The organism is Pseudomonas morbosilactucae (assembly GCF_023241715.1).
GTDB classification, from domain to species: domain Bacteria; phylum Pseudomonadota; class Gammaproteobacteria; order Pseudomonadales; family Pseudomonadaceae; genus Aquipseudomonas; species Aquipseudomonas morbosilactucae.
The window spans coordinates 12508-37681 of record NZ_JALQCW010000108.1; the positions used below are offsets into that span (position 1 = coordinate 12508).

Sequence of the window (25174 nt, forward strand, 5' to 3'; positions counted from 1 at the left end):
CGAATATTTCCCTGGAATGTAGCAGATCACCAAAAAAAAACCGCGTATCCATCACCGTACGAACTGCTGCCCGCGCATGTATGAGGAGTTTGCAGAGGCCACGGCCTCCCCCCGGGTGATGACGCCATTACGGTTCACATCAAGGCCAGAGTTGGCCGCGTACTCACGCTGGTATGGGCCGTTATCGCGCTCCCACATCACGTACGAGTCTGGTCGCCCTACTGCTGCCGGCCACAGCACTGCCAGGTATGCATCACCCAGATTACGAATTCGACCTGAGTAGGGCTTGTAGTAAGACTCAACATAATCGAGCTGCTGCACCGCACTCATGCGCGCAAGCTGCGCGGTAGATGTTCCAAGGCTTCGTGCTGACGACTCCAGAAACTGAATGAGGCCAGTAGCGGTACTGCCCGGATTGCGCGCCGCCGGGCTGAAGGTGTAGCCAGTCTCGAATCCCATAACAGCCATGAGCCAGTTAGGGTCTGTTGATAAGCGGCCGGCGATCTCACGAACCTTTACGCGGAACGCCTGATCCACCCTCGCCCCCCATACCAACTTGCCGTTTTGCGGGGTTGCGGTCTCGGCTGCTGGGGGCGTAGTTCCGGCTCTAAGCCCGTCAATTTCGGTTCTCCACAGGTCACTGTGAGAGTCACCTGAGTGCTTCATTGCGAAGATGTTGTATTCGCCATTGGCAGTTGCGTCGCCGCTGAGTTCGGAAATAAACAAGTTACCAGTATTGAACGCGGCGAACTCGCTCTCAACGTTGATTTTCCCGTTGATACGCAAGGCTGGGTTGAGTTGCACAGCGACAAACACGCCAAGTCCGTCTGGGCCCCTGGAAACCTCGGGGATGCCGATCATCCCGCTGAACTGATCAACCTTTACCATTGTTGAGGTCCTGGGCATGTTCGGCTTAGTGACTACGATACGGCCGCGGTCCTGCATCCATTCGAATTTGTAGGCGTATGCCAGGTCAGTCATGGCCGACGGAATATCTCCGTCAACCACCAAGCCAGATGACAGAGGCTTGGCATCAGCAAATTGAGCGTTGTCGATATCGATCGGTAGCGGCCAAGCGGCGGCCAAGGCCCGGATCACTTCCTCGACCCTTGTACCAACTCCGAATGAAAGCTGTGCTGAAGCACGGTCAACCGCCGGCTGACCTGATCTGCAGACCAGCCTGGAGATTATCTCAGGCTGGACAGGCTCCCGCTCACGCAGCGAGTTGGTTACATATCCAGTGAACACTGCATCAATGTTATCGCTGTATCCGGCCCGCAAGACGATGCTTGCCCCTTGGGGGATTCTTGAGCCTTTGCCCTGGTTGTAGATGCGAATATCAGCAAAAGAAATAGCATCACCTGGCGAGATATCGACGCTGAATTGGATTCGAAATTGGCGGCGCCCCGTCTGAAGCTCTATGTACGGCTGGCCGTTGATGTCGATCGACCAAACTTGCTCTCTCATGTTTCCACCAGTGGGGGTATCCAGACGAGGAAGTTATCAATGCCGAGGTTATCCAGGGTCACATCCTTTCCGGCGAAAACCATCTGACCGATACCAGTTCGGTAGCTTTGGATGATGTCGCTGCCAGGCTCAAGCATTGCGCCGGATACGATGCGGCTACCATCGCGCAGCAGGTTCATGGTCCAGGCTGGTGAGTCCAGGTAGGAGATAAAGTCGATTTCAAAGTCAATCAAGTTCTCGCCGAGCTGCACCCCAAACCGCTGGTGGGCGTTGGCGGATCCGGCTCGCAGTGGGATTGTGTTCATCAGACCACTCCGTCAAGAATTCCATTGACTGCATTCGACACGCTATCGGATGCCTCTTTGGCAATCTCCTGACCGCGACTTATCGCTCGGGATAACGCAGATTTTGAAGGGTCGCCATCACGTAGCTGGTCTGGCACACATTGAAGAGCACGCTGGATACGGTCCAATTCAATAACCTCTTGAAGCTCAACAACGAACTCCAAACCACCTTCATTGCGTGGCTCCTTGGTGCGGGATAGGCGCGTAATCGCCATATTCCGAAGCAGAATGTCGCCAGCATCGATATCGAACGGATCAGCGTGCTGCATCAGCACAATTAGGAAATCCAATGTGCTACTAGCCCGAGTCTCGTCGCTACCGGCCAGCCAGCCAGCAGATAAGCCAGCCACCGTAGATACGATGGGGTTGTCGGTCAGGTTGGAAAGCGCGCCGCCGAGGAAGTCTGTCAGCTGAACCTTGACCGGGTTGTTGCTGATTGCGCCGGTCATTGTCCATTTGAATGGGTTCAGAATGCGATGGCCTGAAATCCTCACGCCCGACTCAATCGGGAATGAAGTGATCGTAACCGTGGCCTCGAACGTATCTTCCAGAACCGCATCGAATGAATAGCCTGCGATGGTTGGCGCCTGGCGCGTGAAGATGTTGATAATGCTCACGGCTATCGCTCCGTCGTCGTTTTAAGATCCCCTAGGGTTTCGTAGTTTTGACGCTCGTTGACCTGCATGATTTTGGCTTCCAAGGCCTGCCCATCAATCTGGATCGTGGCGTTAAGACTGCTTTCAAGCTTGATTGGGGCTCGACTTAGCGCGCCAGCCAAAGCCTCTGCACTGGCCTGCCTTTCTTCATCGGCATTCGAACCACTTGCTGGCGGCATTGCGTCAGAAGCCGATCTGCTACCGAATATGAGTTCCATGGGACTCTGGATTCTCTCAAGGCCAGTTACCCCCTTGAGCCAATCATCGAAACCGCGAGAGGCGTCCCCATAGCCTGGTACGTACTTGTCCAGGGATCGGTTTAGAACGTTTGCCCCAATTGCTCCGCCGGTAACAGCAACCCCTGCAGTTCCGCCCTTGCTCACTGCCCCGCCAATAGTGTTCAGCCCTAGCTTTGCAGCCGTGGCGCCGACGATTGCAGCGGTAGCTGAAACACCAAGAGCGCCAGTTGCGCCGGCGTTATCAGCAGCGTAATCAATCACCTCTCCAATCTCCCCCCTGTGATCCTTGAGGAAGTTGTTCACGGCATTGCCCGCGCCGATCAGGCTTGGCAGAAACTTCTCTGCAAGCTCGTTCTTGACGCCTTCAATGATGAGGCTGAACTCAGCGGAGTTCTCCGCCAGCTTTCTTGCATTTTCAGTGAGCTGATCGACAGAACCAGTCAGGCCACTGGCCCGCTTCATCGTCTCATCAAGTTGATCAACGCCGCCGGCCAGCGAGCGGAATACCCCGTCAGAAAGCCCGAGGGAGTTTTGGACAACTGACCGCTGCCCCTCATCCAAGTTGGGGATCATGTTGGCAAGCGCCCGCATGAACTCTTCGCCGGTTTGCGTCTCGTAGAGCGAGCTAACATCGAGCCCGGCCATTGCCAGATCATTGATTGGCCCGGCGTCTCCCTTGAGGCGGAGATTGTTCTGGATCTCTTCGAAGCGCTGCAGGGTGTCTACAGCATCTGCTGCGTCCCCGCCCATCAGCTTTATGGCGTTACCGTAGTTGTAAACAGCGGCCTGAGAGGTGCGCAGGTTCTGCGTGGACATGGCCAGCTTGTCTACGCGATCAGCCACACCAACAATGGCGCTTGCACCAGCGCCGAAAGCGCCCACGAGAGCCGCGGAGATTCCAAGGGCATTGGACTTGATTCCGTTCAGGCTGGCATTGATCTTCCTGTCGCCGACTTCCAGGGCCTTGGTGTCATATCCGATGCCGATCAGGAATGACTTCAGTACTTTGCTAGCCATTCTTCGCAGCCTCGTATTGATCCCACAGTTCGTCCATGGCCTGGTTAAAGCGCTCGACGCTGGCTAGGGAGTGGGTTCCGTCTTCAAGTTGCGCCCAGGTGCATAGCGGCGGGCACACGCCAACAATCCCGACACAGGGGCGCATCAGGAACCAATTTACTGCGCCGCGCTTTCCGCCCCGTCCTGCCGAGCGCCTTTTGCGCCGCTTGGCAGCCAGTCGAAAAAATCGGAGAGGTTCCAGCGCAGAAGCTCAGCAAGCAGTTGGTTGTACTGAACCATCTTGCCGCCGAAGTCAGCGACGGTGACAGCGCGCTCAGTGCCGTTGATGAACACTCGGGTCATGAGGATCTGCACGACCTGGGACTTCACGTCCTGGCGCATCGACATGAACATCGAGCAGAGCAGCTGGTCATCGACCTCAATGCCCGCCTGCGCAGCCGTGGCGAATCGCTCCAGCACGGCGCCGGACAGGAGGGACATCAGGCGGTCTTGATCGACGGCGCTGGCCATGGCGGCGTTGTACTGCGCGCCGCCGATGGTGAATGGTTTCACGCTCATCTATCAGCCCCTTGTCGCTTCCCAAATGTTGAACTGCATCGTGAACTGGTCGTCCGTGATGGTTGAGCCGGCTCGGCCTCGCTGGCCGTCGTTCACGATGACGCCTTCCGAGCCCAGTGCTGTTTCCAGCGTACCGATCTGGGTGTAGGTGTACGTAATGTTCGCGTTCGAGTTGAACAATCCCTGCACATAGGCGGAATCCGACGAGCCTGGGTTAAGGTAAATGTTCACTTCGCGGCCAGGGTTGATTCTGTCGAGGCTAACGGCACTGCCACCCTGTCCACGACGGAGTTGGCGCTTGGCGTCGATTGGGGCATCAGTTACTGGTGTTGCTGTTTCCCCCCAATCCTTAATCTGCCGTCCGTTGATAGTGACCACGGTGAGGTTGTTTGCAAAATTGTTCAGGCTCATGGGTCACCTATCAATAAACGTCGAGGTCAACATCAACAATGCGGATGGAGCCTTTGCGGAACAGGCGGATGCGCAAAGGTGCTGCCTTGTGTTCGTCTCGATCCTCATCAGAGATATCAAGGATGTCTTCTGGCTTGGTCAGGATTTCAAACCCAAAGGTGTACTTTTCAAGCCCGTCGTCAGGGTCGGTGTAGTTGCGTGGCCCCAAATAACCGTTCCCGACAAAGGTGCGTAGGGTTGCGCGGGCGCCGGCGTTGATCAGCATTGCTTGACCAGTAGGGTCCTGGCCCAGCTTTGTTGGCTGATTTGCGGTCACGTTGTAGAGCGAAGTGCGGAGAAAGTTGATGCAGGCATCGAGATTTACGACATCATCGATGGTTTCCCCGTAGGTGCTGTGGGTGTTTGTATTGATCCAGCGCCCAATGTCCTTGGAGCCCTGATTGTCCACCTCGGTGTAGAAGGTAACGTTCTTGGACTTGCTCTTCATCGCCGTGTAGGCGGTGCCGCTCAACGATTCAGCGATCACACCTGGCGACTTCTTGTACTCGCCATCAATGGTTGATCCATCGGCACTGTAGTTAACTGCCGCGAAATGCTTGGCCAGAGCCGACCCAGAGTAAGGGTCGGTGGCGTGAGCGGCGGTGTAGACGTGACGGAAGCCGGCAGAAGAGAGCTGAGTGGCGATGTCATCCGTATCAGACGGGTCGCGGATTTCAGCAACCGACGCGCCGGTCTGGTTGTCGATGAACATGCTGGTGTTGTCTTCGCACCACTGAGCGATAGCCAGCACATCCGCCTTAACGGCCAGGACAGGAGCGGTCCACATGGTCCAGTACCACCAGATCATGTTTCGAGCTTTGTTCAGCGTGGCTGCGCGAGAAGCATCAGCAGTTGCTGCACCCCAAACCTGAATCTGGCGAGTAGCCGGAGTGCCACCGAGCCAGCGTTGGGCGGCCTTGTATGTCTCGGTGGTATCGGCGAAATCTTCAGACAGTGCAGGCAGGCTGAAATACGTGCGGTGGGTGTCGGGTGCGAATCCTACCGGCAGCTCAAGCTGTGGCGCGAACAGCATGGCGCTGGCAAAGTTCGCAGTGCCCAGTCCGGCAGGGCTGATTCTTGCGTTGATGCGAATAATTTCTGAGGCGGGATAACTCATCTTGAGAGCTCCAATGGTTATGCGGGGTCAATTTCGACGGTGAAGGTCTCAAGGACCCGTGCCTTTTCGTTCTCAAGCGCTACTTCGACGCTCAGGATGTTGTTGATCGCCGGGAGGCTGCTGGTTTCGTACATCAGGCGGATGGTGATCTGCGCACGCTGCTCGAAGTTTGCCGACTGCAGGCTGGTGAGGTTGTTGACTGCGTCGGTGCTGTTCCAGCCGATCTTGGACTTGAACAGCATCATGCTTACGTCCGGACGCTTGTTGGCCTGCTTCAGGCGCTCTGCGTACATCAGGGCCTCGCCCCGATAGAAGTTGACGCTGGCCGAGCACATGATCTGCGCTCGCACATCAACCTCTACCTGGTTGCCGGGAATGTCCCGCGAAACGATGTTGGCCTGGCCGCGCTCGCCGACGGATTGCCTGGGCGTGATCGTTGCGTATGCACCCTGAGGCGCGGGCATGCTGCCGGGGCCGATCTGATCTGCCAGCAAGCACTCAGGCACGCCGGTCGCTAGCATCACAATCGGGCGCAGCTTTGCGAATAGTTCTTGGTTGGTCATGCTGGGCCACCTGACTGATCGTCAATCCGCATAACGATGACCTTGCAGTAGTTACGCCACCAACGGTTGTCACACTTGGTTGCCTTCCACTGCTGCCCGAGAAACGCCCAGGTTCCGGTCTGATCGATCAACTGCATCTCGCCCTGATTGATGTAGATGCGACGCACGTCTGTGATCCGTTCTCCGCCCTGGCGGATGAAATCGATCTCCCGGTCGCTGGCCTGCTGGATGTTCACGGTGTATGGCGTGGTGATCGGCGTGCCCGGCGTCCAGATGCCGTCTACCCAATCGCCGCCAGCGTCAACCGTGCGGGATGCCTCGACGCTCTCGAACACGCCATCGATCTGGCCCTCCATGTTCAGGCTCATTCGAGACCCTCCGATGCGGGACCAATGGAAACTTGGTGGGTGACCGACTGGCGCATGGCGCCCGAGTCGATGAGGGGGTTGCTGCTGCCCTTCTTGCGAATGGTCGACGCTGCGTTGGGCGGCGTCTTCAGGTCGGTCATGTACACCTTCACCTTGCCCGCGGCCACCACACCGACTGCCTCGAGGATCTGGTCCATCGACTTGCCGGCATCCATGCCGTCCTGGATGGTCAGTAGCACTTCTGGCGTCGCGCTCGCCACTCCCGGCTCAAGCCAAGGCCTGGCCGGGATGTTGATGGTGTGCGCCTGAGTGACGCCCAACTCCATGTAGCCCTTGCCGGTCTTGAGGAAGCGGACCTCATCGCGGTCAGCAGCAGCTTTGCTGGCGTAACCGTAGGACGTTCCGCCTGGGTGCTTGATGTCGGCGCCGAACTCGTTGATCGCGCCCAGGCTGGCCATGGTCAGGTCGCCAGATTCAACGTCGCCGGCCTCTTCATGAATGCCGACGGTGACAACCTTGTTCGACTTCAGCGCGTTCAGTTCTTTCGCCAGTTCGTCCTGCAGCTCCTGAAAGCCCTGGATGTCGAGAGTGATCATCTAAACCGCCTTGGCACCCATTCCGGCGCGCTTCTTAAGCCTGTAGAACTGCTGCCCGTAGTTGGTGTAGGTCAGCCAGTCGGTGCCGGCGTCCATCATCTGCGGTACGCGGTAGGCGATAGATTCGTCGCCAACTGACTTTTGGGCCACGTTCAGCCGGGCTTCCGAGTTCGGTGTACCGCTGGCGCCGAGCGTGGCAAAGTTGGTCGCCAGCCAATGCGCCGCGAAGTACTGCATGCCTCGCCACTTGAAGTTGTCGCAGGTCAGCTCAAGGGCGCCCCACCGGCTGGAGCCAGTTTCAGTGCCGGCCTCGCAAAGGGCCTCAACGATGTATTCGTCGGGCCACTTCGTCGTGTCGATGAACGCCTTAAACACGGGATTGCCGCGGAAAGCCGCAATCATCTCAGGGGTGATAATCACGCTATTCCCCCTGGCGACTGGTCAGCAGCTTGCATACGATTTTCGCAGCACGGATTGAAGGAATCTTCCCGGTCTGCGTAAAAACAGAGAGGTCGCCGACCTTCTTGAACTCAAATCCGGGGCCAGTGATAACTGCCACTTCACCGTCAACAGCCGCCTTTATGCTCATGTCGTCAACCTCGCTATGAATGGGTGGGCGCCAGGCGCCCGGGCGTTACTCGGCCTTGGCGGCCTTGGCGATTTCTTCCAGCAGCCGGGCTTTACCCCAGGTCTTGTTGACCTTTACGCCGGCTCGGCCTGCCTGTTCACGCAGAGCTTCGATGTCGTCGCCGCCTTCGTCATCGCCATCGCTTTCCAGCTCATCAGCGCCAACGCGGCGCAGGTCGCCGTTCTTCAGTAGAGCCTTGACGAAATCGATCTTGGCCACCTCGTCCGGCACTTCGACCGCCGGGTTTTCACCAGGCAGGATCGGGTAGCTGGTTTGCGCACCATCCACTAGGTGATTGATGGTGATCAGTCGTGCTGCTTCGTTCTTCAGGAACATGTCGAATCCTCGCCCGGAGTCATTGGCCGCCGCCCCGGGCATAGCGGAGGCGGCCATGGATCGGCTGGTTAGAACTGGTCGCGGTACGCGCCGGAGAACGGGTAGCGGAACTCGGTCCCGCTGATTTTGTACTCACACGGCACGTTAACCTTGAGGTTATGCATCTGCGGCGCCAGGGAGCGCCACGGGATAGGCACCTGCATAGCCAGGTTTTCGTCGTTCAGCTCGTAGGCCAGGATCCGATCTTTGTTGCCGTTGGACACGCCACCAGCAGCCAGTTGAGCAGCAGAAAGTTGCAGGCGGCTCTTAACAACCGGAGCCCGACCCGTCAGCGCGGTGTACTGGTTGTTTTCCAGGAAATACTTGAGAACAGTTTTTTCCGGGAACTGGATGGACATCGGCATGCTTGCGATTTTTGCGAACCGAGCAGCGTCGAGAACGAGCGTGTCGAACACATGAACAGTCGCCGAGTTGATGTAGCCATCAATCAGAATCTGATTCAGGTCTGCCGCGATCTGGGCGCCGGTGGTTGCCGGGTCGTACCAGTTAAGCGTCGAGTTGGACAGCGCCAAGTTAGCGTTGTTGAACAGGCCGGTCATGCCGCGAGCGGCGTCACCGAAGTAGGCCACGCGCTGTGTATGCTCCTGTGCGCCACGGAAGGCCAGGCGCCCCTTGGAGCTGTCCAGCGGGATGCGCAGGGCCTGCGACTTGCGCAGTTCGTCCAGGCTGTAGCTGTACTTGTTACCGGCGTAGCCGATAGGCACAGAAGACTTGTTCGCGTTCAGCGTTACATCCGGCAGGTCATCAGCGCTGGCGCCGATGAATTTGCCCATGGTCACGCCGTCGTAGCTTGTGTAGTCCCAGCTATCCACCCATTCAGGCAGGGAGGTTTCAACCGGGATCAACTCCATGTAGTTGATTGCGGCGTACTTGGCCTCGTAGATACGAGATTCCAGGCTCGCCAACTGGCTGATGTAGAACGCCAGGCCATCGTCGAGGGTCGGAAGACCATCGTTGAAGGTCACTTGGTACGCATCGCGGCCGATCTGGTGCGCGATAGCTGCATCGATGGCTACGACGATTTTTTTGAGCTGGGTCATGTCGATTAGCCCCCGACCTTGAGAGAAATTTTAGCCAGCGCACCGGCACCGGCGGAGCTGACCCATTTGGCGTTCGGGATCAGGACTGCCAGAGTGGCGGCCGCTCCGACCACGTTGGAGAACTGGCCCTGGTTGGTGCCGGTACCGTCGCCGACAACCAGGTAGACCGGATCGTCCTTGGCGACTGCTACGCGAGCGGTCACCCAGATAGGCGCCATGGTCTCTACAGTCATGTCGCGCTTGGCGACCGCCCCGAAGACATCAGTCTGGGTGTAGGCACGGTTCAGTTCGCGGCGCACTACGCCGACAAACTGGAGCGCGGTCGATGCAGCGACAGGCAGCTTGGCGCCGTCGTCACCGTCACTTACGACGCCCAGGCCGTAGGCGATGTTCGTGGTGCCTTTGTTGACCTTGGAGACGCCGTTGGACACTTCGCCATCAGCGACCATGCCCGCGTACGCGACGCCGTGGTTGATTGCGTTACCACCTTGAACTGGCATGGTTAGGCTCCTTTCTGTTTGTGGGCGCCGGACAAGCTTTGCTTGTGGGCCTGGTACGGGGTTGGCGCGGCATCGGCAGTGGTTTTGGTGGTGGCGCCGTCCTTGGCCAGCTGGGCCAATTGAGCCAGGAGAGTCGCGGCGTCACCGGTGGGCATCTTCGGCTTCTTGTTGCCGTTCTCGTCCTTGTCGTCGTCTTCGTCATCATCCTTTTCGGACTCGGCATCGAAGGCGGCTTCAACGTAGCCGGCGGACTTGTCCGACCAATCACGCTTCGGCAGGGCAACGGCCAGTGCTGCGCGCTTGATCTCGATCACGTCCAGGCTGTCGCAGGTGAAGCCGTCGCCGGCGACCTTGCGGGCCAGGGCCTGGGTGCTGCCGATCAGGACGACGCGAGCGTTGATCGCCTCGTCGCTCGACGCCTTGCGGGCCTCGGCCAGGTCTTCGGCGGCTTTGTCGGCGGTTGCCTGGGCCTTATCAGCCTTGGTTTCCGCATCGGTGGCACGCTTCAGCAATCGGTCGAACGAGTCGGCGACCACTTGGGCGTTCGCAGGATCAGCAACATCAACGCTGCGCCCGCTATCGGTGGTGATAAGTACAGGCATTGTGTTGCCTCCTGGGTTGTGGTCAAAAACGCGGGCATTGGCGCCCGCCCTTGCTCGGTCAACGATCGCAACGTGGTTGATCCGGATTTCACGCTGGATGTATTCGTACGCCTGGCCGTCTTCGGTTACGCCCGGCGCATGGTCGTAAATTGCGGTGTAGCCGGCGGAGACCTCGCACTTACCGGCATTGATGTCGGTTATGGTCTTCTGGTCCTTGACGATCAGGTCGGCGGCCACAAAGTCACCATCTGGGCGCCCAGGCCCACGCACCACACCAACCGCCACGCCTTTGTAGGTCAGCGCAGTGACAAGCTCTTTCGGGTGATCGTTGGTGATGTCGCTGGAGTCGTAGGTGCTCAGCGAATCGGGCGAGAAAACTTCTTCGGGCGGCCGATACACGCGAACAATGCGGCTTGGGTCACCGTCGAGCCCAAGCTCTCTGGCCAGGTATTCCTGAATCCCGGTGCGAGCCACCCTGGCTGGCACCTTGAGGAACCCCTCGTCCGTGTACTCTCGCTGGGTGATGCGATACCCAGCCCGGTCGAAAACCGTGCACTTCATGTTGCGGCCTCGCGGATTGGATGAATTAGCGGTAGACGCCCGGCGCTGTGCGGCCTGCGTCTTGGTTGGCCTTGACCTCGCGAGCGCTTACTGGGCGTGCGATGCATCGGCATTGATAGTCGGAGCCGGGTTTGATCGGCTTTCCGTCAGAACTCAGCGGCAGGTCGTCCCAGCGGTAGATCCCTTTGCCGTAGGCGGTGACCTTGTTGGCTATCTCCGAGTGGCGGTGCCGCACACGGCTGTCGTCGGAGTCAATCCACTGGAAGTACTCGAAGCCGGCGCCCTTCTGCTGCTTCTCAGCCAGCTCGCCATTGATCTTCGATGTCTGGTCGCGGGCGATCATCTTGGCGCGGCGCTGGGTCACGCCGAACTGCTCCTGCAACGCCTTCTCGATGTAGCCAAGCCGCATGCCGGAACGCATGTTCGCCATTACCAGCGTCTGCACCTCTTCCAGATACTTGGCGGGGATTGACTTGATCAGCTGGGCGTTCTGCTGGGCCGAGGCCTTCAGGTAGTCCTGCATTGCGCTGTTGCCGCTGTACACGTCGATGCCGGCCGACTTCTTCAGGTCGCGCTCGGACTTCTTGAGCGACGATTGAACGAACTCTCCAGCGATGCGTGCGCCGGCGGCCTGTACCGTCGGTGACGACCAGCGGCTCACCAGCGTGGACATGGCGTTGAGGATCAGGTCAGACCAGGCGTCAGTTGTGACCACCGCGTCCTGCGTGTACTCCGGCGCCAACTGGCGAACCAGCGGCAGAAGCTCCTTGTTGATCGACTCCCTGACCTGCTTCACTAGCCGCTGCAGCTTGGCGTTGTACTGGATGCCGATCATGTCCATGGATTACTCCTCGCTGACATCCGCCTTCCAGTTCTGCTTGATCGGCTTGAACACTTCGGGCCCGAGAACGATCTGCCCGCGGTATGGCTCGACCTTGCTCACATCCACATCACCCGAGTTGTAGGTGATGGTTATGTGCGGCTGGTATTCCGGGTAATCCCACGAAGCACCGATCTCCCGCAGCGACATGTGGCGCCACGACAAGTCAGAACTGTTAAACGCCAGAACTACAGCGCCCTCACCGAATTGCTCAATCATGCGAGGGCCACCAGGGCGAACAGTCACACCACCATCATCACGCGAGCTATACGCCTCTCCGGCCTTCATCCAATCAACAGGCGACTTGCTGAACGCCACGGTCACATGCAAATCATCTGCTGGCAGGGTCTGCGTGAAGCCTTGCGCCTTGGCCCAATTGATCAGATCGTCAGCGTTCAATACTGGCCTGAACACATACAGCGGCGCTGGGGCGGCGTCAGAGGTCGACTTCTTGTCAGCATCTGGTTCGTCATCCACCGGGTCGTTGAACATGGTCAGGTCCTCATCAGCCTCCAGAGCTTCGATCTTCTCGTCGTCGAACTGGTAGAGCTCTTCGGCCTGCAGGCGCCGCTGAATCTGGCTGGTGGTCACAACCCCGCCGTCCTTGTAGAGCATGTCGGTCTCGGCCTTGGCCTTGTTCGCAGCAGCGATCTGCACCGCATCAGGCTGCTTGAACGGGTTCCAGACGTAGTTGAAGTCGTCGAGCCAGTGGCCCGTGGCCGAGCGCACCATCACCTCATCGAGCTGGCGAAGGCCGGGGTCGATCTGGGTCAGGCGCCGCGAGGAAAGGTGGTTGTAGTAGTTGGTGTCGTCGCCTTGGCCATCGTTGCCCAGGCCCTTGGCCGACTCGCCGAACAGGCGCGTTACCGGGATGCCAGCGGCGCCGGCGATCCATGTCATGAGCAGGTCAAGAACCGGCGCCACCCCGGACAGGTCCAGGGTCTTGCGGTCGTAGGTCTCTTCGTCATCCAGCAGCGCCAGGTTGATCGAGGACTTCATCATGCTGAACAGGGCGTAGCGCGCCGTGATGGCGTCATCCTGATCGCTGGCCAGCTCATCCGAGAGGCCGACACGCTTGATGATGTCGACGTTCGCTTCTTGCATCAGCTCGGCGATGCCGTCTTTACTGGCGACCATATCCATCACGTCGTCTAGGCACTTGCGCAGCTCTGAGTCACCCCAACCCTGTGTTTGTGCTCGCTGGCGGCGTGGCAGCTTGGCACCGGCGAACCGGGCAAAGTGCGTCCAGTGGATCATCTGGGCGCCGGCGGCAATGGTGTAAAACTCCGGCTGCAGGTAGTTCGCGGCCAGGATGTTGGTTTGGTTCAGGTCCATCGCCGTCATGTCGAAGCGGTCGATGACCAACAGGCGGTACAGGTCGCCCTTCTTGATCTTCTCCGGCTTGAGCGGCTTGGTCAGGTCCTGGTTGGTCAGCATGAGGATGCCAGCACCACCGTATAAGCGCGCCCAGCTGGTTGCCTCGCTCACCATGGCCGGCAGTTGCAGGCGGTCTTCCTCGGCCCGGATCACGTCCGCATCGTCGCACTTGAGGGTGCGCCACTCGCGGGTCATGTCCTCGGCCGGGTAGTCCACGATCGCGCGGGCGAGCCAGCTGGTCTGATATGCCGCGTCCAGCTGCTGGAAGTCGTTCAGGAACCCGTACTGGAACTGGTTGTGTGAGCGCTTGGCCTTCTGCGTGCCCAGGCCGGACACGACGTTCACCAGGCCGTCACTCGACGACTTGATCTGCGCCTCGTGCTTCTGAGCGGCCCGAACAAGGGCTTTGCCCAGCTTTTTGTCTGCTGGCACTAAGCCCTTCTTGCTCATGAGGTCACCGAATTGGTTATAGGAGGTCGCGGATCGATCGCTTGCCCTTGATGTAAACCTCGGACAAGGCGTCGATCATCACGTCTGTCTGGTCGTCGTACTTGTGGCTGTCGTCGGCTGTGAAGGATGCGACCTCACACACGAACTCGTAGTTTTGGCTGTCGTCGTAGGGCAGGCAGACCAGCTTGGCGGCGTGGAAGCCTTGCACATCCAGTGCGCGGGTCAGCTTGTCGCGGTCCCGAGGTACTGGAGTCACCTTGAGCGGCAAGCGCTTTTCCATCTCCTGGATCAGGCCGGTACCGCTCGATTTGTCCTCGACATAGACCCGGCGCAGGACGCCGTTGGCCTTCCCGTTCTTGGCCCAGGCGCCTTTCACGAACGCCTCAAACTCGCGACGGAGCGTCTTGGCGTCCATCCGCCCGCGTTTCATGCTCAGCCGGTAGATGCGGCCCTCGGCCACGCCCCACTCCGCGAAAACCGTCCAGTCGTTCCAGGTATTGGTCTTCTGGGCGGTGTCGGCAGTGATGAAGCGGTAGTCGAACTTCTCTGGCAGCGGCAGATCGGCACCAGCATCCACGTCGCCGTAGTACTGGAAGTCATCAGCCGAGAAGATCCCGCCGTCCAGCGTGTCGGGGTCTTGCATGTACTGGCTGCTGAACGTGTACGGGTGAGCCGTGCGGAGCGCGATCAGGTCGTGAACGCTTTCCTTGGCCGGCCAGTACGACCAGTAGCCGTCTACCTGCTCAGACCCGCACACGCTCTTGATGCAGCGTTCGCGGATGCCGTCAGGCAGTGAGTCGATGTATTCCTGATTGACCAGGGCCGGGATCTTGATGTGCAGATCGATCTTCAGGCCCATGCCACCCGACAACAGGAACGCCGTCGAGTCGTCGACGTGTCCACGCTGCTGGATAGCCACGAACGGCGTGCCGCTGTGCGCCTTGCGGCTGCGCAGGGTGTTAACCAGCCGCGTATGCGACTTCCGGCGCTTCGCCTCGCTGAAGAGGTCGTCGATCTTGTCCCAGTCATCCGCCTGGATGTGGCCGGTGTAGCCGTCACCCATGTATCCGCCACGGACGCCCGTGATCTGGCCGCCACTTGAGCGGCTGAACAGCTGGTGGATACGCTTCCCGTCCCGAGCCAGTGTCCAGTCGTCAACCTTGTCCTTCTCGATCTCGAAGGGATAGAACTCGCGGAACTCGGTCGACTTGACCAGGGAGCGGCTGCGCTCGCTGTTCTCGTCTACCAGGCTCTTGGAATAGCTGGTGTTCAGGATGCGCACCCGGCGGTGCTTCACCATCGTGTACACCGGCAGGTGCACGGACCAGAACTCGGTCTTGGTGCCGCCTGGCGGGATGTTCACGACGACGTTCTGCGCGTCACCGGCAAGCATCTGGCGGGCGGCATAGTCGAAGTAGTGGTGGTGCCAGTTCGTTCTGAAGCTGTCGCCCTGGGTGATGTTGAACCACAAGCTGGTAAAGGCCAGAGGGCTGTGCTCGCCCGCTGCGACCAGGGCGGAGCGCTCAGCATGGCTCAGCGCATCCCACTCGATCGGTTTGATAGCCATCAGTCCACCAGCTTGTCTACCAGGGCTTTAACCAGCTCGGCGTCAATCGGGCGGTCCTTTGTGGGAGTCATCGTCCCGTCTGTCGAACTGAGATCTACCTGCTGCTTGTTGGTGTAGGTGCCACCGGTTTCTTTGGCGGCCTGCTCCAGCAGCTGAGCAGCGAGCGCAATGTTCTTCATGTTCTCTGCGCGCTCAGCCATCCGGCCAAGGGCTCTCAGCCTGAATGCCCGGTTCGCGATCGGGATATCTGCTGTGTCGTCACGGAAACGCTTGCGGGTATCCTCGAACAAGGTCACCCAGCGCTTAGCCAGGAACTTGCCGGAGATCTTCGTGGGGTCGTGCGATTCAACCTTCTGCCGCGTAATGGTCAGCCCGAATTCCTTTTGGACCAACTCAGCCACTTGTGACGGCGTATCGAAGCAAGCCAACGCCTGCACAATAAAGGCCTTCACTTCGTTTTGAAGGACTGCCATAGATTTCCACCTGTCTTATGCCTGTCCAAAATCAGGCCAGCTTGAGCAGGCAGGTTCCGCAGGCCCTCGATATATTCAATTTACCCACCTCGGCGGGCTTGTTTGCAGCATCCACCAGCACCTGAACGTCAGGGCTTGCACCGTAGCGTCGAACCACACCGACGAACTCCTCGACATCGTGTCCGCGCATCTCGAGCTTGGGCAGGCCATCTTGGGTGAACTTGGGTGCGCCGTACTGATCTGTCGCCTGAGCAATGTGGTACAGCTCATGCTCAACCAGCGCACAGAAATCGGTGTCGCTGCATTCGGCGCAGTAGTCGGCAGCCAGAGTGATGACGAAGGCCGGCACATCGCCGAACCAGTCACGCATCTGTTGCTCCATCCGGGCTTTCTGCCAGCCGCCGGAGCGGAACGCTACCTGCTCAGCCTGGCCCAGGACTGTGCGGCCCTGCTTGGCGAAGCTCGACGACGCCCACATGATCCGGATGTCTGCATCCAGTAAGTGGGCATGGTCTTCGTTGTGAATGCTGCCGGTGTCGGCGAGGATCTCGGCCTGGAGCCATTCCCATACTTCAGGAGCGGGCGTCAGGCGGATTCCGAAGTCGGATAGCTCGGAAAGCTCAAGCAATGACGTCGGGGGATATGGCCTATCCATACCTTTTCTCCGCGCCACGTTTTCGAATGCGCCAAATCGTGGCGCGAATTACTGCTTGCGCCGATCGACACCTTCGGGCGCTTTCGGGCAGCCCATGCAGTGCTCGCAATTCAACGTACGGCAGAGCCAGGCCTTCACAGGCTTCCAGTACGTGACCATGAAGATGTGGCGGGCGCCGGCCAGGGCCAGGGACACATGCAGCGTCAGGCCGGCCGAGCTCGGACCGAAGAAGATGTTCTGACTGCGCGCCATCACGACAAACCCGCTGATGGCGATCGCCGAATAAATCAGCTTGCCCAGAATTCCGTCTCTCACCTTCCCGCTCAGTACGCACCAGGTCGCCCACAAGGCGATCAGGCCGCAGGCGATGGAGTTGATCAGTTCAAGATTCATGGTGGATTGCCTCCCCCGAACCTCTGGCGAATAAGCGCCCAGAGGTCAGCGGCTTTGATGGCTCGGTTAATGGCCGCCAGGAGCGACCCGCCGAACGTGCCCAGCAGGAAACCAACGCCGGCGACGATGTTGGGCTCTGTCACACCCAAGTAGGTGCTGACCATGCCCGTCAGGTACAGCGAGCAAGCCACCCCAGTGACCAGAAAGATCATCCAGGCACGCCAGTCCGCCAAGTCGTCCTTATGCCACCAACTGGCAACCACGGCACCAACCAGGCCTGCAATCAGCAATTCAAACCTGTCGATCTTGTCGAGCAGGCGCTGCAAGTACTCCATGCGCTCTACTCCGTGGGGCATGATTGAAGAAAAAAGGCCTGCGTCGGCCTGGGCATAGCCCGAAACGAAAAGGCCCCGATCAATGTCGAGGCCCTGAATAGGTCCCTCATCAGCGTGACAAGTCAGAGGCTCTGAGGGCTTGGGGAAATCGCTAGCAACAAAAAGCCCGGCACTTGGCCGGGCTTTCTTGGATCAGCGAGCAAGTTGCCGAAGGCAAAACTCTAACAGTGGCGAGATAATGCCACCAGCCGCACGGGAACGCAATAGGCCCTCATGCGGCCTCGCGCATTTCGTAAATTACCGCTGCAACAGGGCTCAGTGCGCGTCGGTCCAGATCTTCGCAACACTCAAAGATCAGCTGCAGCACGCCACCCCAATCCCGCTCCCAGTTGCACGACTCCAGTCGTACCTCGAACACCTGCCACAGCCAAGCCCGAAACTTTTCGGCATTGGCCAGCGGGTCTTCGTTGGCCGACTGGCCGCCCTGATGCATATGACGGTACCGGCGCATGACGCCCTTCACGACATACTCCAGCTTCTCCCGCTTGGCTGCCGTCATCCTTGGCGACTTGCCCACCACCATCAGAAACACGACCTCTTCCGCCGCCTCGCGAATGTCGTCGTCCTGGTGCGCGGCGTACATGAAGTCGCCGAACACGCGGATCTGCGGATGCAGCCGTGCGATTGCTGACTGGATATGACCAGCCAGGGCGCCGTGCACTGCGTGGTTGGCAGTGGGCCCGCGCTCGGTGTTCTGCACCACCACGCCCAACTGCACTACATCGGAGGTCTGGCCGGGGGCCGGGTTGTACTTGCAGTCATGCCACGCTTGGCGCGCTGAGTTGATCTTCATGCTGCCTCCCCCTTCTTCAGCTCTTTGGTCTTTGCCCGGTACTCGGCCTTGATGGCCTTGATCTCATCCACGGTGTACTTGCAGGCCGGGTGTAGCCCTTCCAGCCAGGCCACCTTCTCCGCACCGATGCGCTGCACCAGACGAATGCGGTACTCCACGGCGTTGCCGGAAAGGTTGCGGTTGCACTTCACACACTGGCGGTGGATGTTTAGCGGCTCGAAGCGCAGCTCTGGGCAGGCACCGACGGATCGGTAGTGCCCAGCGTCCCACCGGCTGCCGGTCATGAGGTCGTTGTCGTTCGGCGTTGAGTCGCAGCTGATGCACGGCAGGTGCGCATCACGCAGGCGCACGTACTCGTTCACTGCGGCCTGGGCCTCGCGTATGTGGTCCGCCCTGCTCTTCAGCTTCTCCTTACGGACCTTGATCTCGGATCGTTCCACCTGAGCAAGCGACTTGCGTGCCTTTTCCTGGTGGCGTGGTGCGTCGATCATTGCGCAGGCCGGACTGCACACCGCCTGCCCCATACGCGAAGGGACGAATGAGGCCCTACACGTAGCAACGCGGCATTTCTTCGGCTTGGCCGGCTTCCGTTCGATGGTCATACAGCCTCCTTGGCAGGAAATACCGTCCAGTCGCCAATGTCCGACCAAACTCCGTGCTTGTGATACAACTTGTCGGTCGAATTGCTGAAACCGCCGATGAACGTCCAGAAGAACAGTGGAATCCATGACAAGCCCGCGCGACCATCAAGGCTGTGCGTGCGGATGATCGCTTTCGTCCATCGGCAAACACTGGATGCGCGACCGACTGCGATAGCGATCCTAGGAATCGCTTTGCCGATTGCCCATGCCAGCCTTATCAGCACAACCCAGCCGATTGCGTAAACGATCACATCGAACCAAGTAATCATGCGGCCTCCTGGCTAAGCAGGTCAGAGAAGTACACGCCCTGCGGAGCAAAGCGCGCGACGATGCGGTCGGTGTAGGCGATGCCCTGGGCCCGATTGAAAAGGCTGGTCACCGGGAAGCCGTCCGGTCCGAAGAGCTTGCACTCCCCCATCATGGCCAGCTTCGTTTCGTACGGGAGGTGACGCATCACTCGGTACCACTCGGCCTGAAACCCCGCGTCCTCGTTCAGCAGGATCTGCACGCCAATGTGCAACTTGCAGTACTGGCGGGCGTCGGCGGCGTCACCGATCTGGGTCATCTCTGCGATGCGCTTGTACATCGCGAACCACAATCGGTTTTGGTCCAGGGTGCGATCCTTGCCCGGGCGAAGGCTCACCACCACGAAGTGCTTGTCTTCGAACATCTTGGACATTCGGGTGATGGCCTCGGTGAGCATGGAGCGGCAGTTGACGCTGATCTTGTCGGTCATGGCTGCTCTCCTTTGCCCATGTCGTCGTCGAAGCGCGCAACCCTGGTGTCGGTCTGCTGGTCAAACTGCTCGTCGCTATAGCCCTGCTGATTGGCTACACGGCGAACGCCGCGGTACCGCTCTGCATCGTCACGCAGAGCTTCGACCTCAGCCTTCAACTCAATTTCCTGATTTTTGAGTTGAGCGTTCTCGGCCAACAACTCCAGCGCCACTTCCTCCACGGTCTTCTCACCGAGGAATTCACCCAGCGCCTCAGTGCTCTGCTTCCACTCCCCGCAGTCAGCCTTCCAGGCGGCGACCTCGCTCCAAAGCAGGGACTGGAGTTTCTGTTTGTCGATGGTCATGCTCGTGACTCCAATTCCTTGGCCTGCCTGATAAGCAGCGCCCGGCGATCCGCCAGCTCGTTTGCTGCCTCAATGCGCATCTCGTCTTTTTTTTCAGCGCTTGCTGCGCGCATCTCCAGCATCGAAGACTTGACCAACAGCAGCTTTTCCCGAAGTGCCGGAGCGGGCCGGGCGACAGTTCCCGTGAGCAAGCCAGCGATAGCACGGCCGTCTTCGGTGATCGGCTCAACGCTCAAGTCAGCCAAGTACTTCTGGCCGTGTTCGCGGGGGATGCGCTTCAATTCCACGGCTTTGGTTACGGCCTGGATGCGGCGGTTGGCGTCAAAGCCGACAGAGACGTGCCAGCTCACAGGCTTAGCGTCCTCTCGGGCTTGGCCGACAAACCGCTCATACGCGCTGATGAACGCCATACGGGCGCCAATCTTGTCGCCAGCGTCGAGCACAGGCTTAGCAGCGGCGAGGGCCAACTGGATTTCATCGGTCAGCACCACAGTCTCGAACTCATCGTTCGTGGTCATGGCGATAGCCCAAGCCTCATCCTTGCCAGGACGCCCGTCGGCGGCTTGCACACGCTGAAGGATGGAAGCCAGGGTCAGCTTTCCAGTCAGCTCGCGACGGCATGACCAAAGCGCATTGGCAATGGCGTCCATTGGGTGCTCGGCAAGATCCTCGGCCATCAGCTTTGCGGCAGGAGCGCTCAACGTTTGCCCGAGCGTTTCAGCGGTGGCGCAGATGGCCATACTCAACTCAGCGATTTCGGCGTAGGAAAGCATTGCTCTCACCCCCTTCCAGAATGCTGCGGCTAGCTTCCTGGGCGGCGCTGATGTTCGCCTGCGTGTTCTCCATCTGGCGGGCGGTCACGGCGTTCACCTGGCGCCCTGTGAGCCACTGAGTTCGAATCCCCTCTGCACGCGCCACCAGCAATCCGAACTCGTGCGAAGCGCGGATGAAAAACGAATCGTTGATAGCCACGTAGAACATCGCCACCTGCGGTGCCTCTTCAGCCCCTAGGCGCTTAACAAGCTGGGCTACCTGGGAGCTCACCTTCGCGTTCCGAACAGGCTCAACCCCATATCGCTCTAGGTAGGCAATCGTGTAGGCATCCCACGTGTTGGTATTGGCGATCTGGGCGTCGGTCTTCTGCCGTGTGGCTTTTGGTTTCAGAACCTGAATGTTCGTCGGCGCAGCCGGAGCTTCAGCGACTGGCAAGGGTTTTTGATCTTCGATCGGAAGATCAAGAGAGAGGGAATCAGGAATCAGGAATCCGGAATCAAGAGAGAGGTAATCAGCCTGGAAAGAACTGTTCTTGTCTGGTGCTTGCATGGTGCTAGCACCAGTCTTTACCTGGCAAGGCTCTACAACGGGCTTTCCAGGGATGACGCTCTTTGCTTCCTTGAGGTGCGGGTTCTGATGCTTGGCCCAATTCACCACTTGGATGTAGTTGCGACCATCAACGCTATAGCGGTCGATAAACTCCAAATCATGGAGGCTGTACAGCATCGCATCGATGTCCACGTTGTCCGCCGGGAACAGAGCCATTTTCAGACGACGCGGGCGATCCTCAAGGCGCCCTTCCCGATCGGCCTCGGTCCACATTCCAATGAAGAGCAAGCGGGTGGCAAAATCCACCTCTGCCAGGTGTTCGTTCGAGAAGAACCCGGGTTTGATGTTTCTGGAACGAGCCATCACGCGGCCCCCTTGAATGCTTTGTCGTGGGTGAACAGGCCGTCCCAGGTCTTTTTCATGGGCAGCTCGCCGGCCAGGTACAGGTCGTACAGGCGTACAGCGCCCTTCTTAAGCAGGACTGGCGTGAAGGAGATGAAAGGCTCGCGGCCATGAGGGGTAACTTCGTGCTGATGCTCGGTCATGTACTTGTCGCGCGCGTAAGACGCCACACGCAGGCGCAAGCCCGACTTGCTCTCGTTGTAGAGCCAGCTCCGGCCTTCTAGGTATTTGCCCACCTGCATGACGTTGACCCCATTGAGGCCCTTGCAGAACTGGGTGTGGGTCATTCCTTCCTTGAACAGGTTTTCCAAGGAGTGAATCTTCGTGGCCTGCTGCTCAACCTGGGCGATGAGCATCAACCGGGCCTTTTCAGACTCCATGGCGATCTGCAGGATCTCGATCGTAGTGAGCTGTTGTGGCTTGGCAGCTTGGGCTTCCAGCTCCTGCCAGCGGTCTACAAGCGCAGCGGTGAACTCAGGGCTGAGCTGTGCGACAACGACGAAGCTGTCTCGCTTACAGATCATGTACTCGGAAGCCTTCCGACCAAGGCTATCGAGGTATTCCCCCATTGGGGGAAGAGCAATCACGGGATTTCCATTGCTGTCGATGCGAGCGGCCAGGCGCTCGATAGACTGCTTGACCTTGTCATGCCGAGAGCCAACCAAGTCGGCGATCTCGCGAGACGACATAGTCCGCGACACGTTTTCGGACTCTGCAAAACGTGTCGCGACATTTGACTGGGTGTTGATTGAATCGGTTTGGGTATGCATAATCGTCCCCATCAAGTGGTATCGAATTAGCCGGGGCGCAATCCCGGCTTTTTTGTGCCTGGCGTTCGGCAGAGGCCCTCTCGGTTACCCTGAAGAGTCCCTGCCAGAGGCCCTTTTGGGGGTCACTACAAGCTGAAGAACTTTTGCCTTCCGCTTCCCCACTACTGAAAGCGCACCTGCCGCTATGGACGCCTCCACCATTTCGTTCAGTGCCCGCTCAAGGCTCCAGCCGTTGTTGTTCATCAACCGCTGAATCTCCTGTCTGTGCGCAGGCGGAAGCTTTTCGAGAATTACGGTCATTCGGCCCTCCAAAGGGGCTTCACCCCGCGATATCTTCTTGTTTGTCCTGCATGAGCTCGTCGATCACCCCGTTAGCTACCGCCCACTCGATGATTTCGTAGAGGTAGGTCGCGTGCTGCATGCGAGTCTTGGTCGCTGCCTTGCGCAGAATCCGATCAAGCACTGGTTCGAAACGAACCTTCACCGGGATGGCGCGCTTTTGGTTGGGATCCATGTACATGCTTGGGTTTCCTTGTGGCTGATGGAGTGGTTAAGCGGCTGTTTCAGCAACAATTGCTGCGAGTTTTGGAAAGAAGGAGAGCGCCGAAACCTGTCCTGAGGTAGCTCGATGGATTTTTTCGGCCACACGCTCTGATGGCTTTCTATGGCCGCCGGCAATGAGCCATAGGTAGCCAATAGAAATTCCCGATTCATCGGCAACGCGCTGGCGCTCGGCATGGCTAGCGCGCGCTAACCAGCTCTGCATATCAGGAACAGGAGTTTTCATATTTTTGCCCTTCTTGAAGATAAATCGAATTTATCTCAATGATAATTTCAAGGCAAGGAAATATTGATCTCATCGATTATTTATCAGGGAGATAAAACCGAGCATGCTTAGCCAATGGATATCAATACAATTCGCAGAGAAAACCTTCGAGCTGTCGTTGCTCGGTACGAAACGCAAGCACATTTCGCAGCCTTGTGTGATACGGCGCCATCAGTTATCAGCCTGATAATCTCTAAAAATCCTAAGCGAAACCTGGGGGATGATCTTGCTCGGCGCGTGGAAGAGGCGGCAGGGCTGCCAAGAGGCTGGATGGATCATCTGCATCACAGCGACGGAAGGCGCGGTCATGAAAAGACAAACGCTGAGATCGTGTCTCACGGTATAGATGAGTGGAGTGATGAAACGCCACTTGATGATGATGAGATTGAATTGCCCTTCCTGAAAGAGGTTGAGCTGTCTGCTGGGGATGGAAAGACAGTGGTACAGGTTAGCGGGACACGGAAGTTACGGTTTGGCAAATACACCATAAGATCAATGGGCGTGCAGCCAGATCAAGCAGTGTGCGTTCTCGTTTCTGGAAACTCTATGGAGCCCGTACTGCAAAATGGCAGTACTGTAGCCGTTGATTGTACGAAAACAAAGGTTTCAGAGATAGTTGATGGCAAAATGTATGCAATTAATCACTCTGGTCATGTCCGAGTAAAGCAGCTATATCGCCTTGCAAGGGGCGGGATTAGATTGCGTAGCTTTAATCGTGACGAATATGATGATGAAGATTATACATATGAGGAAATGCTATCAGAAGATATTAGCATTGTTGGTCGTGTGTTCTGGGCGGCTTCATTTTTTTAAAACTAACAAGCCAGGATTGCCAGCGTCGCAAAAAATAATTTAAATCATGTAGATGGCTACGAACAAATCGGTTTACGGTCTAGCACAACTAAATTAAATACAAGTTAACCATTTACGCCGGCATAGACAACTGACAATGTCATGCCATTCACGGAGGAAGTATCTATGGGCGCAATCAAGAACATATTTGGCGACACGCAGGCATATAAACTGATGCGCCGAATTTATAGAAATATTAAAGGCATGCCTCGCCACCCCTTGCAAGACATAAAAAATGAGCGAGGGTTGAATTTGGTTAGGCTTGGCACTTCATATGGTGGCTGGAATTTTTTAGACGATGGGAGCTTAAAGAATTCTTTAATTATTAGCGCAGGCCTTGGCGAGGACGCGTCTTTCGACATAGAGTTTGCTGCAAAATATGCAGCTAGGGTTATAGTGGTTGACCCCACCCCGCGTGCCATTTCCCACTTTGAAGAAATAAAGAAAAACATAGGTAGGTCACGGTCTGCGCAATACGTAAATTCTGGAACTCAACCAGTCGAGGCGTACGACCTATCAAATATAAACAAATCTCAGCTAACATTAGTGACAAAGGCTCTGTGGAACAAATCAGAAAAGTTGAAATTTTTCTCCCCTCCCGACCACAGCCATGTTTCACACTCGATAATAAACTTTCAAAATAACTATAGAAAAGATACTGACTTTATAGAGGTTGAAGCGGTGACTCTCTCGGGGCTTATTCGTGAAACCGGCATAAACTCAAGCGATGTTTCACTTTTGAAGCTTGATATTGAGGGGGCCGAAATTGAGGTGTTAACTCAGTGCATTTCTGAAGGTTTCAAGCCAAGTCAAATCCTGGTTGAATTTGACGAATTGAACTGCCCTTCAAAAAAAGGATTCGCAAGAATTTCTGAAATCCACTCATTACTAACAAGTAGCGGATACAGACTTGTTTGCACTGATGGTAATGCAGATTTTCTTTATATAAAAAATAAATAATATCGCGTCATTATGGCGGCTTTCTGCCGGCCTCTGTGGTGCTAGCTTTCCTAGGCATACCTTAGATAGCTGTCGGATTGCCAGCTGATCAGAAAGGATTCTAAAAACTGACTTAATTCCTTGCGCCTTTAGCTGCCCCCTCCCTCTCTCTCGCCTCATCCTTCGCGCGACGACCACCGCCAAAACAACATCTGATTTGCCATGCCATACCCCCACCTTGATTGCAGAAAAGCCC

General features: G+C 57.7%; 35 protein-coding genes. 2 read left to right on the plus strand and 33 right to left on the minus strand.

The annotated features are described in order from the left end of the window. Positions 1–51: 51 nt before the first annotated feature. The 33 genes from M1B34_RS31660 to M1B34_RS31820 all read right to left on the minus strand — a co-directional run bounded on the left by M1B34_RS31660 (position 52) and on the right by M1B34_RS31820 (position 23088). On the minus strand, positions 52–1467 hold the full coding sequence (locus M1B34_RS31660; protein WP_268267190.1) for a baseplate hub protein: 1416 nt from the start codon (positions 1465–1467) through the stop codon (positions 52–54). Beyond that, positions 1464–1772 carry a phage baseplate plug family protein gene (locus M1B34_RS31665; RefSeq protein ID WP_268267191.1) on the minus strand — a complete coding sequence of 103 codons (309 nt, stop codon included), beginning with the start codon at positions 1770–1772 and terminating at the stop codon, positions 1464–1466. Before M1B34_RS31665 ends, M1B34_RS31660 begins: the two co-directional genes overlap by 4 nt. Further along, positions 1772–2428, minus strand: a complete 657-nt coding sequence (locus M1B34_RS31670) for a phage baseplate protein (protein ID WP_268267192.1) — start codon at positions 2426–2428, stop codon at positions 1772–1774. Before M1B34_RS31670 ends, M1B34_RS31665 begins: the two co-directional genes overlap by 1 nt. 2 nt (positions 2429–2430) lie before the next feature. Next, a complete protein-coding gene (locus tag M1B34_RS31675; protein ID WP_268267193.1) occupies positions 2431–3723 on the minus strand; it encodes a hypothetical protein in 1293 nt (430 codons plus the stop codon). Between the two features lie 156 nt (positions 3724–3879). Continuing rightward, positions 3880–4281 carry a hypothetical protein gene (locus M1B34_RS31680; protein WP_268267194.1) on the minus strand — a complete coding sequence of 134 codons (402 nt, stop codon included), beginning with the start codon at positions 4279–4281 and terminating at the stop codon, positions 3880–3882. A gap of 3 nt (positions 4282–4284) precedes the next feature. Next, positions 4285–4692: a hypothetical protein gene (locus M1B34_RS31685; protein WP_102624732.1), complete on the minus strand. Its 408-nt coding sequence runs from the start codon at positions 4690–4692 to the stop codon at positions 4285–4287. Between the two features lie 10 nt (positions 4693–4702). Further along, positions 4703–5848, minus strand: a complete 1146-nt coding sequence (locus M1B34_RS31690) for a DUF3383 family protein (protein ID WP_268267195.1) — start codon at positions 5846–5848, stop codon at positions 4703–4705. A gap of 17 nt (positions 5849–5865) precedes the next feature. Further along, on the minus strand, positions 5866–6411 hold the full coding sequence (locus M1B34_RS31695) for a phage neck terminator protein (protein ID WP_268267196.1): 546 nt from the start codon (positions 6409–6411) through the stop codon (positions 5866–5868). Beyond that, complete coding sequence (locus tag M1B34_RS31700) at positions 6408–6779, minus strand: hypothetical protein (protein ID WP_268267197.1); 372 nt, start codon at positions 6777–6779, stop codon at positions 6408–6410. Before M1B34_RS31700 ends, M1B34_RS31695 begins: the two co-directional genes overlap by 4 nt. Beyond that, positions 6776–7375, minus strand: a complete 600-nt coding sequence (locus M1B34_RS31705; protein ID WP_268267198.1) for a hypothetical protein — start codon at positions 7373–7375, stop codon at positions 6776–6778. Before M1B34_RS31705 ends, M1B34_RS31700 begins: the two co-directional genes overlap by 4 nt. Further along, positions 7376–7795 (minus strand): DUF4054 domain-containing protein, encoded by a 420-nt coding sequence (locus M1B34_RS31710; RefSeq protein ID WP_268267199.1) that lies wholly within the window; start codon positions 7793–7795, stop codon positions 7376–7378. 214 nt (positions 7796–8009) lie between these two features. Continuing rightward, the gene (locus M1B34_RS31715) at positions 8010–8396 is read right to left on the minus strand and encodes a hypothetical protein (protein ID WP_268267200.1); all 387 of its coding nucleotides are present in this window, start codon (positions 8394–8396) and stop codon (positions 8010–8012) included. An 11-nt stretch (positions 8397–8407) separates the two neighbouring features. Then, entirely contained in the window at positions 8408–9439 is a 1032-nt protein-coding gene (locus tag M1B34_RS31720; protein WP_268267201.1) for a DUF2184 domain-containing protein, read from the minus strand. Positions 9440–9444: 5 nt separating this feature from the next. After that, the gene (locus M1B34_RS31725; RefSeq protein ID WP_268267202.1) at positions 9445–9939 is read right to left on the minus strand and encodes a structural cement protein Gp24; all 495 of its coding nucleotides are present in this window, start codon (positions 9937–9939) and stop codon (positions 9445–9447) included. 2 nt (positions 9940–9941) lie between these two features. Then, entirely contained in the window at positions 9942–11102 is a 1161-nt protein-coding gene (locus tag M1B34_RS31730; RefSeq protein WP_268267203.1) for a DUF2213 domain-containing protein, read from the minus strand. A 25-nt stretch (positions 11103–11127) separates the two neighbouring features. Beyond that, positions 11128–11943, minus strand: a complete 816-nt coding sequence (locus M1B34_RS31735) for a phage head morphogenesis protein (RefSeq protein ID WP_268267204.1) — start codon at positions 11941–11943, stop codon at positions 11128–11130. A gap of 3 nt (positions 11944–11946) precedes the next feature. Next, positions 11947–13809 carry a phage portal protein gene (locus tag M1B34_RS31740; protein WP_268267205.1) on the minus strand — a complete coding sequence of 621 codons (1863 nt, stop codon included), beginning with the start codon at positions 13807–13809 and terminating at the stop codon, positions 11947–11949. A 16-nt stretch (positions 13810–13825) separates the two neighbouring features. Then, on the minus strand, positions 13826–15376 hold the full coding sequence (terL, locus tag M1B34_RS31745) for a phage terminase large subunit (RefSeq protein WP_268267206.1): 1551 nt from the start codon (positions 15374–15376) through the stop codon (positions 13826–13828). Then, on the minus strand, positions 15376–15849 hold the full coding sequence (locus M1B34_RS31750) for a DUF2280 domain-containing protein (protein WP_268267207.1): 474 nt from the start codon (positions 15847–15849) through the stop codon (positions 15376–15378). Before M1B34_RS31750 ends, terL begins: the two co-directional genes overlap by 1 nt. Before the next feature lie 31 nt (positions 15850–15880). Further along, positions 15881–16504: a putative metallopeptidase gene (locus tag M1B34_RS31755; RefSeq protein ID WP_268267208.1), complete on the minus strand. Its 624-nt coding sequence runs from the start codon at positions 16502–16504 to the stop codon at positions 15881–15883. 48 nt (positions 16505–16552) lie between these two features. Next, the gene (locus tag M1B34_RS31760; protein WP_268267209.1) at positions 16553–16897 is read right to left on the minus strand and encodes a hypothetical protein; all 345 of its coding nucleotides are present in this window, start codon (positions 16895–16897) and stop codon (positions 16553–16555) included. After that, complete coding sequence (locus M1B34_RS31765) at positions 16894–17232, minus strand: MFS transporter (protein WP_268267210.1); 339 nt, start codon at positions 17230–17232, stop codon at positions 16894–16896. The genes M1B34_RS31760 and M1B34_RS31765 overlap by 4 nt, the downstream gene beginning before the upstream one ends. Before the next feature lie 271 nt (positions 17233–17503). Continuing rightward, complete coding sequence (locus M1B34_RS31770) at positions 17504–18085, minus strand: hypothetical protein (RefSeq protein WP_268267211.1); 582 nt, start codon at positions 18083–18085, stop codon at positions 17504–17506. After that, positions 18082–18687 (minus strand): recombination protein NinG, encoded by a 606-nt coding sequence (locus M1B34_RS31775; RefSeq protein WP_268267212.1) that lies wholly within the window; start codon positions 18685–18687, stop codon positions 18082–18084. The genes M1B34_RS31770 and M1B34_RS31775 overlap by 4 nt, the downstream gene beginning before the upstream one ends. Further along, on the minus strand, positions 18684–18995 hold the full coding sequence (locus M1B34_RS31780; protein WP_268267213.1) for a hypothetical protein: 312 nt from the start codon (positions 18993–18995) through the stop codon (positions 18684–18686). The genes M1B34_RS31775 and M1B34_RS31780 overlap by 4 nt, the downstream gene beginning before the upstream one ends. After that, positions 18992–19462 carry a hypothetical protein gene (locus M1B34_RS31785; RefSeq protein WP_025856078.1) on the minus strand — a complete coding sequence of 157 codons (471 nt, stop codon included), beginning with the start codon at positions 19460–19462 and terminating at the stop codon, positions 18992–18994. Before M1B34_RS31785 ends, M1B34_RS31780 begins: the two co-directional genes overlap by 4 nt. Beyond that, positions 19459–19806, minus strand: a complete 348-nt coding sequence (locus M1B34_RS31790; RefSeq protein WP_268267214.1) for a hypothetical protein — start codon at positions 19804–19806, stop codon at positions 19459–19461. The genes M1B34_RS31785 and M1B34_RS31790 overlap by 4 nt, the downstream gene beginning before the upstream one ends. After that, positions 19803–20579 carry a hypothetical protein gene (locus M1B34_RS31795; protein WP_268267215.1) on the minus strand — a complete coding sequence of 259 codons (777 nt, stop codon included), beginning with the start codon at positions 20577–20579 and terminating at the stop codon, positions 19803–19805. The genes M1B34_RS31790 and M1B34_RS31795 overlap by 4 nt, the downstream gene beginning before the upstream one ends. Beyond that, on the minus strand, positions 20554–21492 hold the full coding sequence (locus M1B34_RS31800; protein WP_268267216.1) for a hypothetical protein: 939 nt from the start codon (positions 21490–21492) through the stop codon (positions 20554–20556). Before M1B34_RS31800 ends, M1B34_RS31795 begins: the two co-directional genes overlap by 26 nt. Beyond that, positions 21492–22301 carry a Rha family transcriptional regulator gene (locus tag M1B34_RS31805; protein WP_268267217.1) on the minus strand — a complete coding sequence of 270 codons (810 nt, stop codon included), beginning with the start codon at positions 22299–22301 and terminating at the stop codon, positions 21492–21494. The genes M1B34_RS31800 and M1B34_RS31805 overlap by 1 nt, the downstream gene beginning before the upstream one ends. Positions 22302–22385: 84 nt before the next feature. Then, positions 22386–22601 carry a hypothetical protein gene (locus M1B34_RS31810; protein ID WP_268267218.1) on the minus strand — a complete coding sequence of 72 codons (216 nt, stop codon included), beginning with the start codon at positions 22599–22601 and terminating at the stop codon, positions 22386–22388. A 19-nt stretch (positions 22602–22620) separates the two neighbouring features. Further along, entirely contained in the window at positions 22621–22821 is a 201-nt protein-coding gene (locus tag M1B34_RS31815) for a hypothetical protein (protein WP_095111155.1), read from the minus strand. Between the two features lie 30 nt (positions 22822–22851). After that, positions 22852–23088 (minus strand): hypothetical protein, encoded by a 237-nt coding sequence (locus M1B34_RS31820; RefSeq protein WP_268267219.1) that lies wholly within the window; start codon positions 23086–23088, stop codon positions 22852–22854. A 114-nt stretch (positions 23089–23202) separates the two neighbouring features. Here M1B34_RS31820 and M1B34_RS33800 point away from each other — a divergent pair, with 114 nt between their 5' ends. Next, positions 23203–23940 carry a S24 family peptidase gene (locus M1B34_RS33800; RefSeq protein WP_279653530.1) on the plus strand — a complete coding sequence of 246 codons (738 nt, stop codon included), beginning with the start codon at positions 23203–23205 and terminating at the stop codon, positions 23938–23940. 165 nt (positions 23941–24105) lie between these two features. After that, a complete protein-coding gene (locus M1B34_RS31830; protein WP_268267220.1) occupies positions 24106–24939 on the plus strand; it encodes an FkbM family methyltransferase in 834 nt (277 codons plus the stop codon). Positions 24940–25174: the final 235 nt, after the last annotated feature.

Excerpts from the sequence above, each read along its gene's own strand:
- M1B34_RS31740 (WP_268267205.1), bottom strand. The coding sequence starts at position 13,809 with ATGAGCAAGAAGGGCTTAGTGCCAGCAGACAAAAAGCTGGGCAAAGCC.
- M1B34_RS31830 (WP_268267220.1), top strand. The coding sequence starts at position 24,106 with ATGGGCGCAATCAAGAACATATTTGGCGACACGCAGGCATATAAACTG.
- M1B34_RS31730 (WP_268267203.1), bottom strand. The coding sequence starts at position 11,102 with ATGAAGTGCACGGTTTTCGACCGGGCTGGGTATCGCATCACCCAGCGA.
- M1B34_RS33800 (WP_279653530.1), top strand. The coding sequence starts at position 23,203 with ATGGATATCAATACAATTCGCAGAGAAAACCTTCGAGCTGTCGTTGCT.
- M1B34_RS31700 (WP_268267197.1), bottom strand. The coding sequence starts at position 6,779 with ATGAGCCTGAACATGGAGGGCCAGATCGATGGCGTGTTCGAGAGCGTC.
- M1B34_RS31820 (WP_268267219.1), bottom strand. The coding sequence starts at position 23,088 with ATGAAAACTCCTGTTCCTGATATGCAGAGCTGGTTAGCGCGCGCTAGC.
- M1B34_RS31705 (WP_268267198.1), bottom strand. The coding sequence starts at position 7,375 with ATGATCACTCTCGACATCCAGGGCTTTCAGGAGCTGCAGGACGAACTG.
- M1B34_RS31660 (WP_268267190.1), bottom strand. The coding sequence starts at position 1,467 with ATGAGAGAGCAAGTTTGGTCGATCGACATCAACGGCCAGCCGTACATA.
- M1B34_RS31785 (WP_025856078.1), bottom strand. The coding sequence starts at position 19,462 with ATGACCGACAAGATCAGCGTCAACTGCCGCTCCATGCTCACCGAGGCC.
- terL (WP_268267206.1), bottom strand. The coding sequence starts at position 15,376 with ATGGCTATCAAACCGATCGAGTGGGATGCGCTGAGCCATGCTGAGCGC.
- M1B34_RS31750 (WP_268267207.1), bottom strand. The coding sequence starts at position 15,849 with ATGGCAGTCCTTCAAAACGAAGTGAAGGCCTTTATTGTGCAGGCGTTG.
- M1B34_RS31760 (WP_268267209.1), bottom strand. The coding sequence starts at position 16,897 with ATGAATCTTGAACTGATCAACTCCATCGCCTGCGGCCTGATCGCCTTG.
- M1B34_RS31665 (WP_268267191.1), bottom strand. The coding sequence starts at position 1,772 with ATGAACACAATCCCACTGCGAGCCGGATCCGCCAACGCCCACCAGCGG.
- M1B34_RS31725 (WP_268267202.1), bottom strand. The coding sequence starts at position 9,939 with ATGCCAGTTCAAGGTGGTAACGCAATCAACCACGGCGTCGCGTACGCG.
- M1B34_RS31795 (WP_268267215.1), bottom strand. The coding sequence starts at position 20,579 with ATGCTTTCCTACGCCGAAATCGCTGAGTTGAGTATGGCCATCTGCGCC.
- M1B34_RS31735 (WP_268267204.1), bottom strand. The coding sequence starts at position 11,943 with ATGGACATGATCGGCATCCAGTACAACGCCAAGCTGCAGCGGCTAGTG.
- M1B34_RS31815 (WP_095111155.1), bottom strand. The coding sequence starts at position 22,821 with ATGTACATGGATCCCAACCAAAAGCGCGCCATCCCGGTGAAGGTTCGT.
- M1B34_RS31775 (WP_268267212.1), bottom strand. The coding sequence starts at position 18,687 with ATGACCATCGAACGGAAGCCGGCCAAGCCGAAGAAATGCCGCGTTGCT.
- M1B34_RS31810 (WP_268267218.1), bottom strand. The coding sequence starts at position 22,601 with ATGACCGTAATTCTCGAAAAGCTTCCGCCTGCGCACAGACAGGAGATT.
- M1B34_RS31770 (WP_268267211.1), bottom strand. The coding sequence starts at position 18,085 with ATGAAGATCAACTCAGCGCGCCAAGCGTGGCATGACTGCAAGTACAAC.
- M1B34_RS31690 (WP_268267195.1), bottom strand. The coding sequence starts at position 5,848 with ATGAGTTATCCCGCCTCAGAAATTATTCGCATCAACGCAAGAATCAGC.
- M1B34_RS31695 (WP_268267196.1), bottom strand. The coding sequence starts at position 6,411 with ATGACCAACCAAGAACTATTCGCAAAGCTGCGCCCGATTGTGATGCTA.
- M1B34_RS31675 (WP_268267193.1), bottom strand. The coding sequence starts at position 3,723 with ATGGCTAGCAAAGTACTGAAGTCATTCCTGATCGGCATCGGATATGAC.
- M1B34_RS31755 (WP_268267208.1), bottom strand. The coding sequence starts at position 16,504 with ATGGATAGGCCATATCCCCCGACGTCATTGCTTGAGCTTTCCGAGCTA.
- M1B34_RS31800 (WP_268267216.1), bottom strand. The coding sequence starts at position 21,492 with ATGGCTCGTTCCAGAAACATCAAACCCGGGTTCTTCTCGAACGAACAC.
- M1B34_RS31680 (WP_268267194.1), bottom strand. The coding sequence starts at position 4,281 with ATGAGCGTGAAACCATTCACCATCGGCGGCGCGCAGTACAACGCCGCC.
- M1B34_RS31790 (WP_268267214.1), bottom strand. The coding sequence starts at position 19,806 with ATGACCATCGACAAACAGAAACTCCAGTCCCTGCTTTGGAGCGAGGTC.
- M1B34_RS31805 (WP_268267217.1), bottom strand. The coding sequence starts at position 22,301 with ATGCATACCCAAACCGATTCAATCAACACCCAGTCAAATGTCGCGACA.
- M1B34_RS31720 (WP_268267201.1), bottom strand. The coding sequence starts at position 9,439 with ATGACCCAGCTCAAAAAAATCGTCGTAGCCATCGATGCAGCTATCGCG.
- M1B34_RS31765 (WP_268267210.1), bottom strand. The coding sequence starts at position 17,232 with ATGGAGTACTTGCAGCGCCTGCTCGACAAGATCGACAGGTTTGAATTG.
- M1B34_RS31685 (WP_102624732.1), bottom strand. The coding sequence starts at position 4,692 with ATGAGCCTGAACAATTTTGCAAACAACCTCACCGTGGTCACTATCAAC.
- M1B34_RS31780 (WP_268267213.1), bottom strand. The coding sequence starts at position 18,995 with ATGATTACTTGGTTCGATGTGATCGTTTACGCAATCGGCTGGGTTGTG.
- M1B34_RS31715 (WP_268267200.1), bottom strand. The coding sequence starts at position 8,396 with ATGGCCGCCTCCGCTATGCCCGGGGCGGCGGCCAATGACTCCGGGCGA.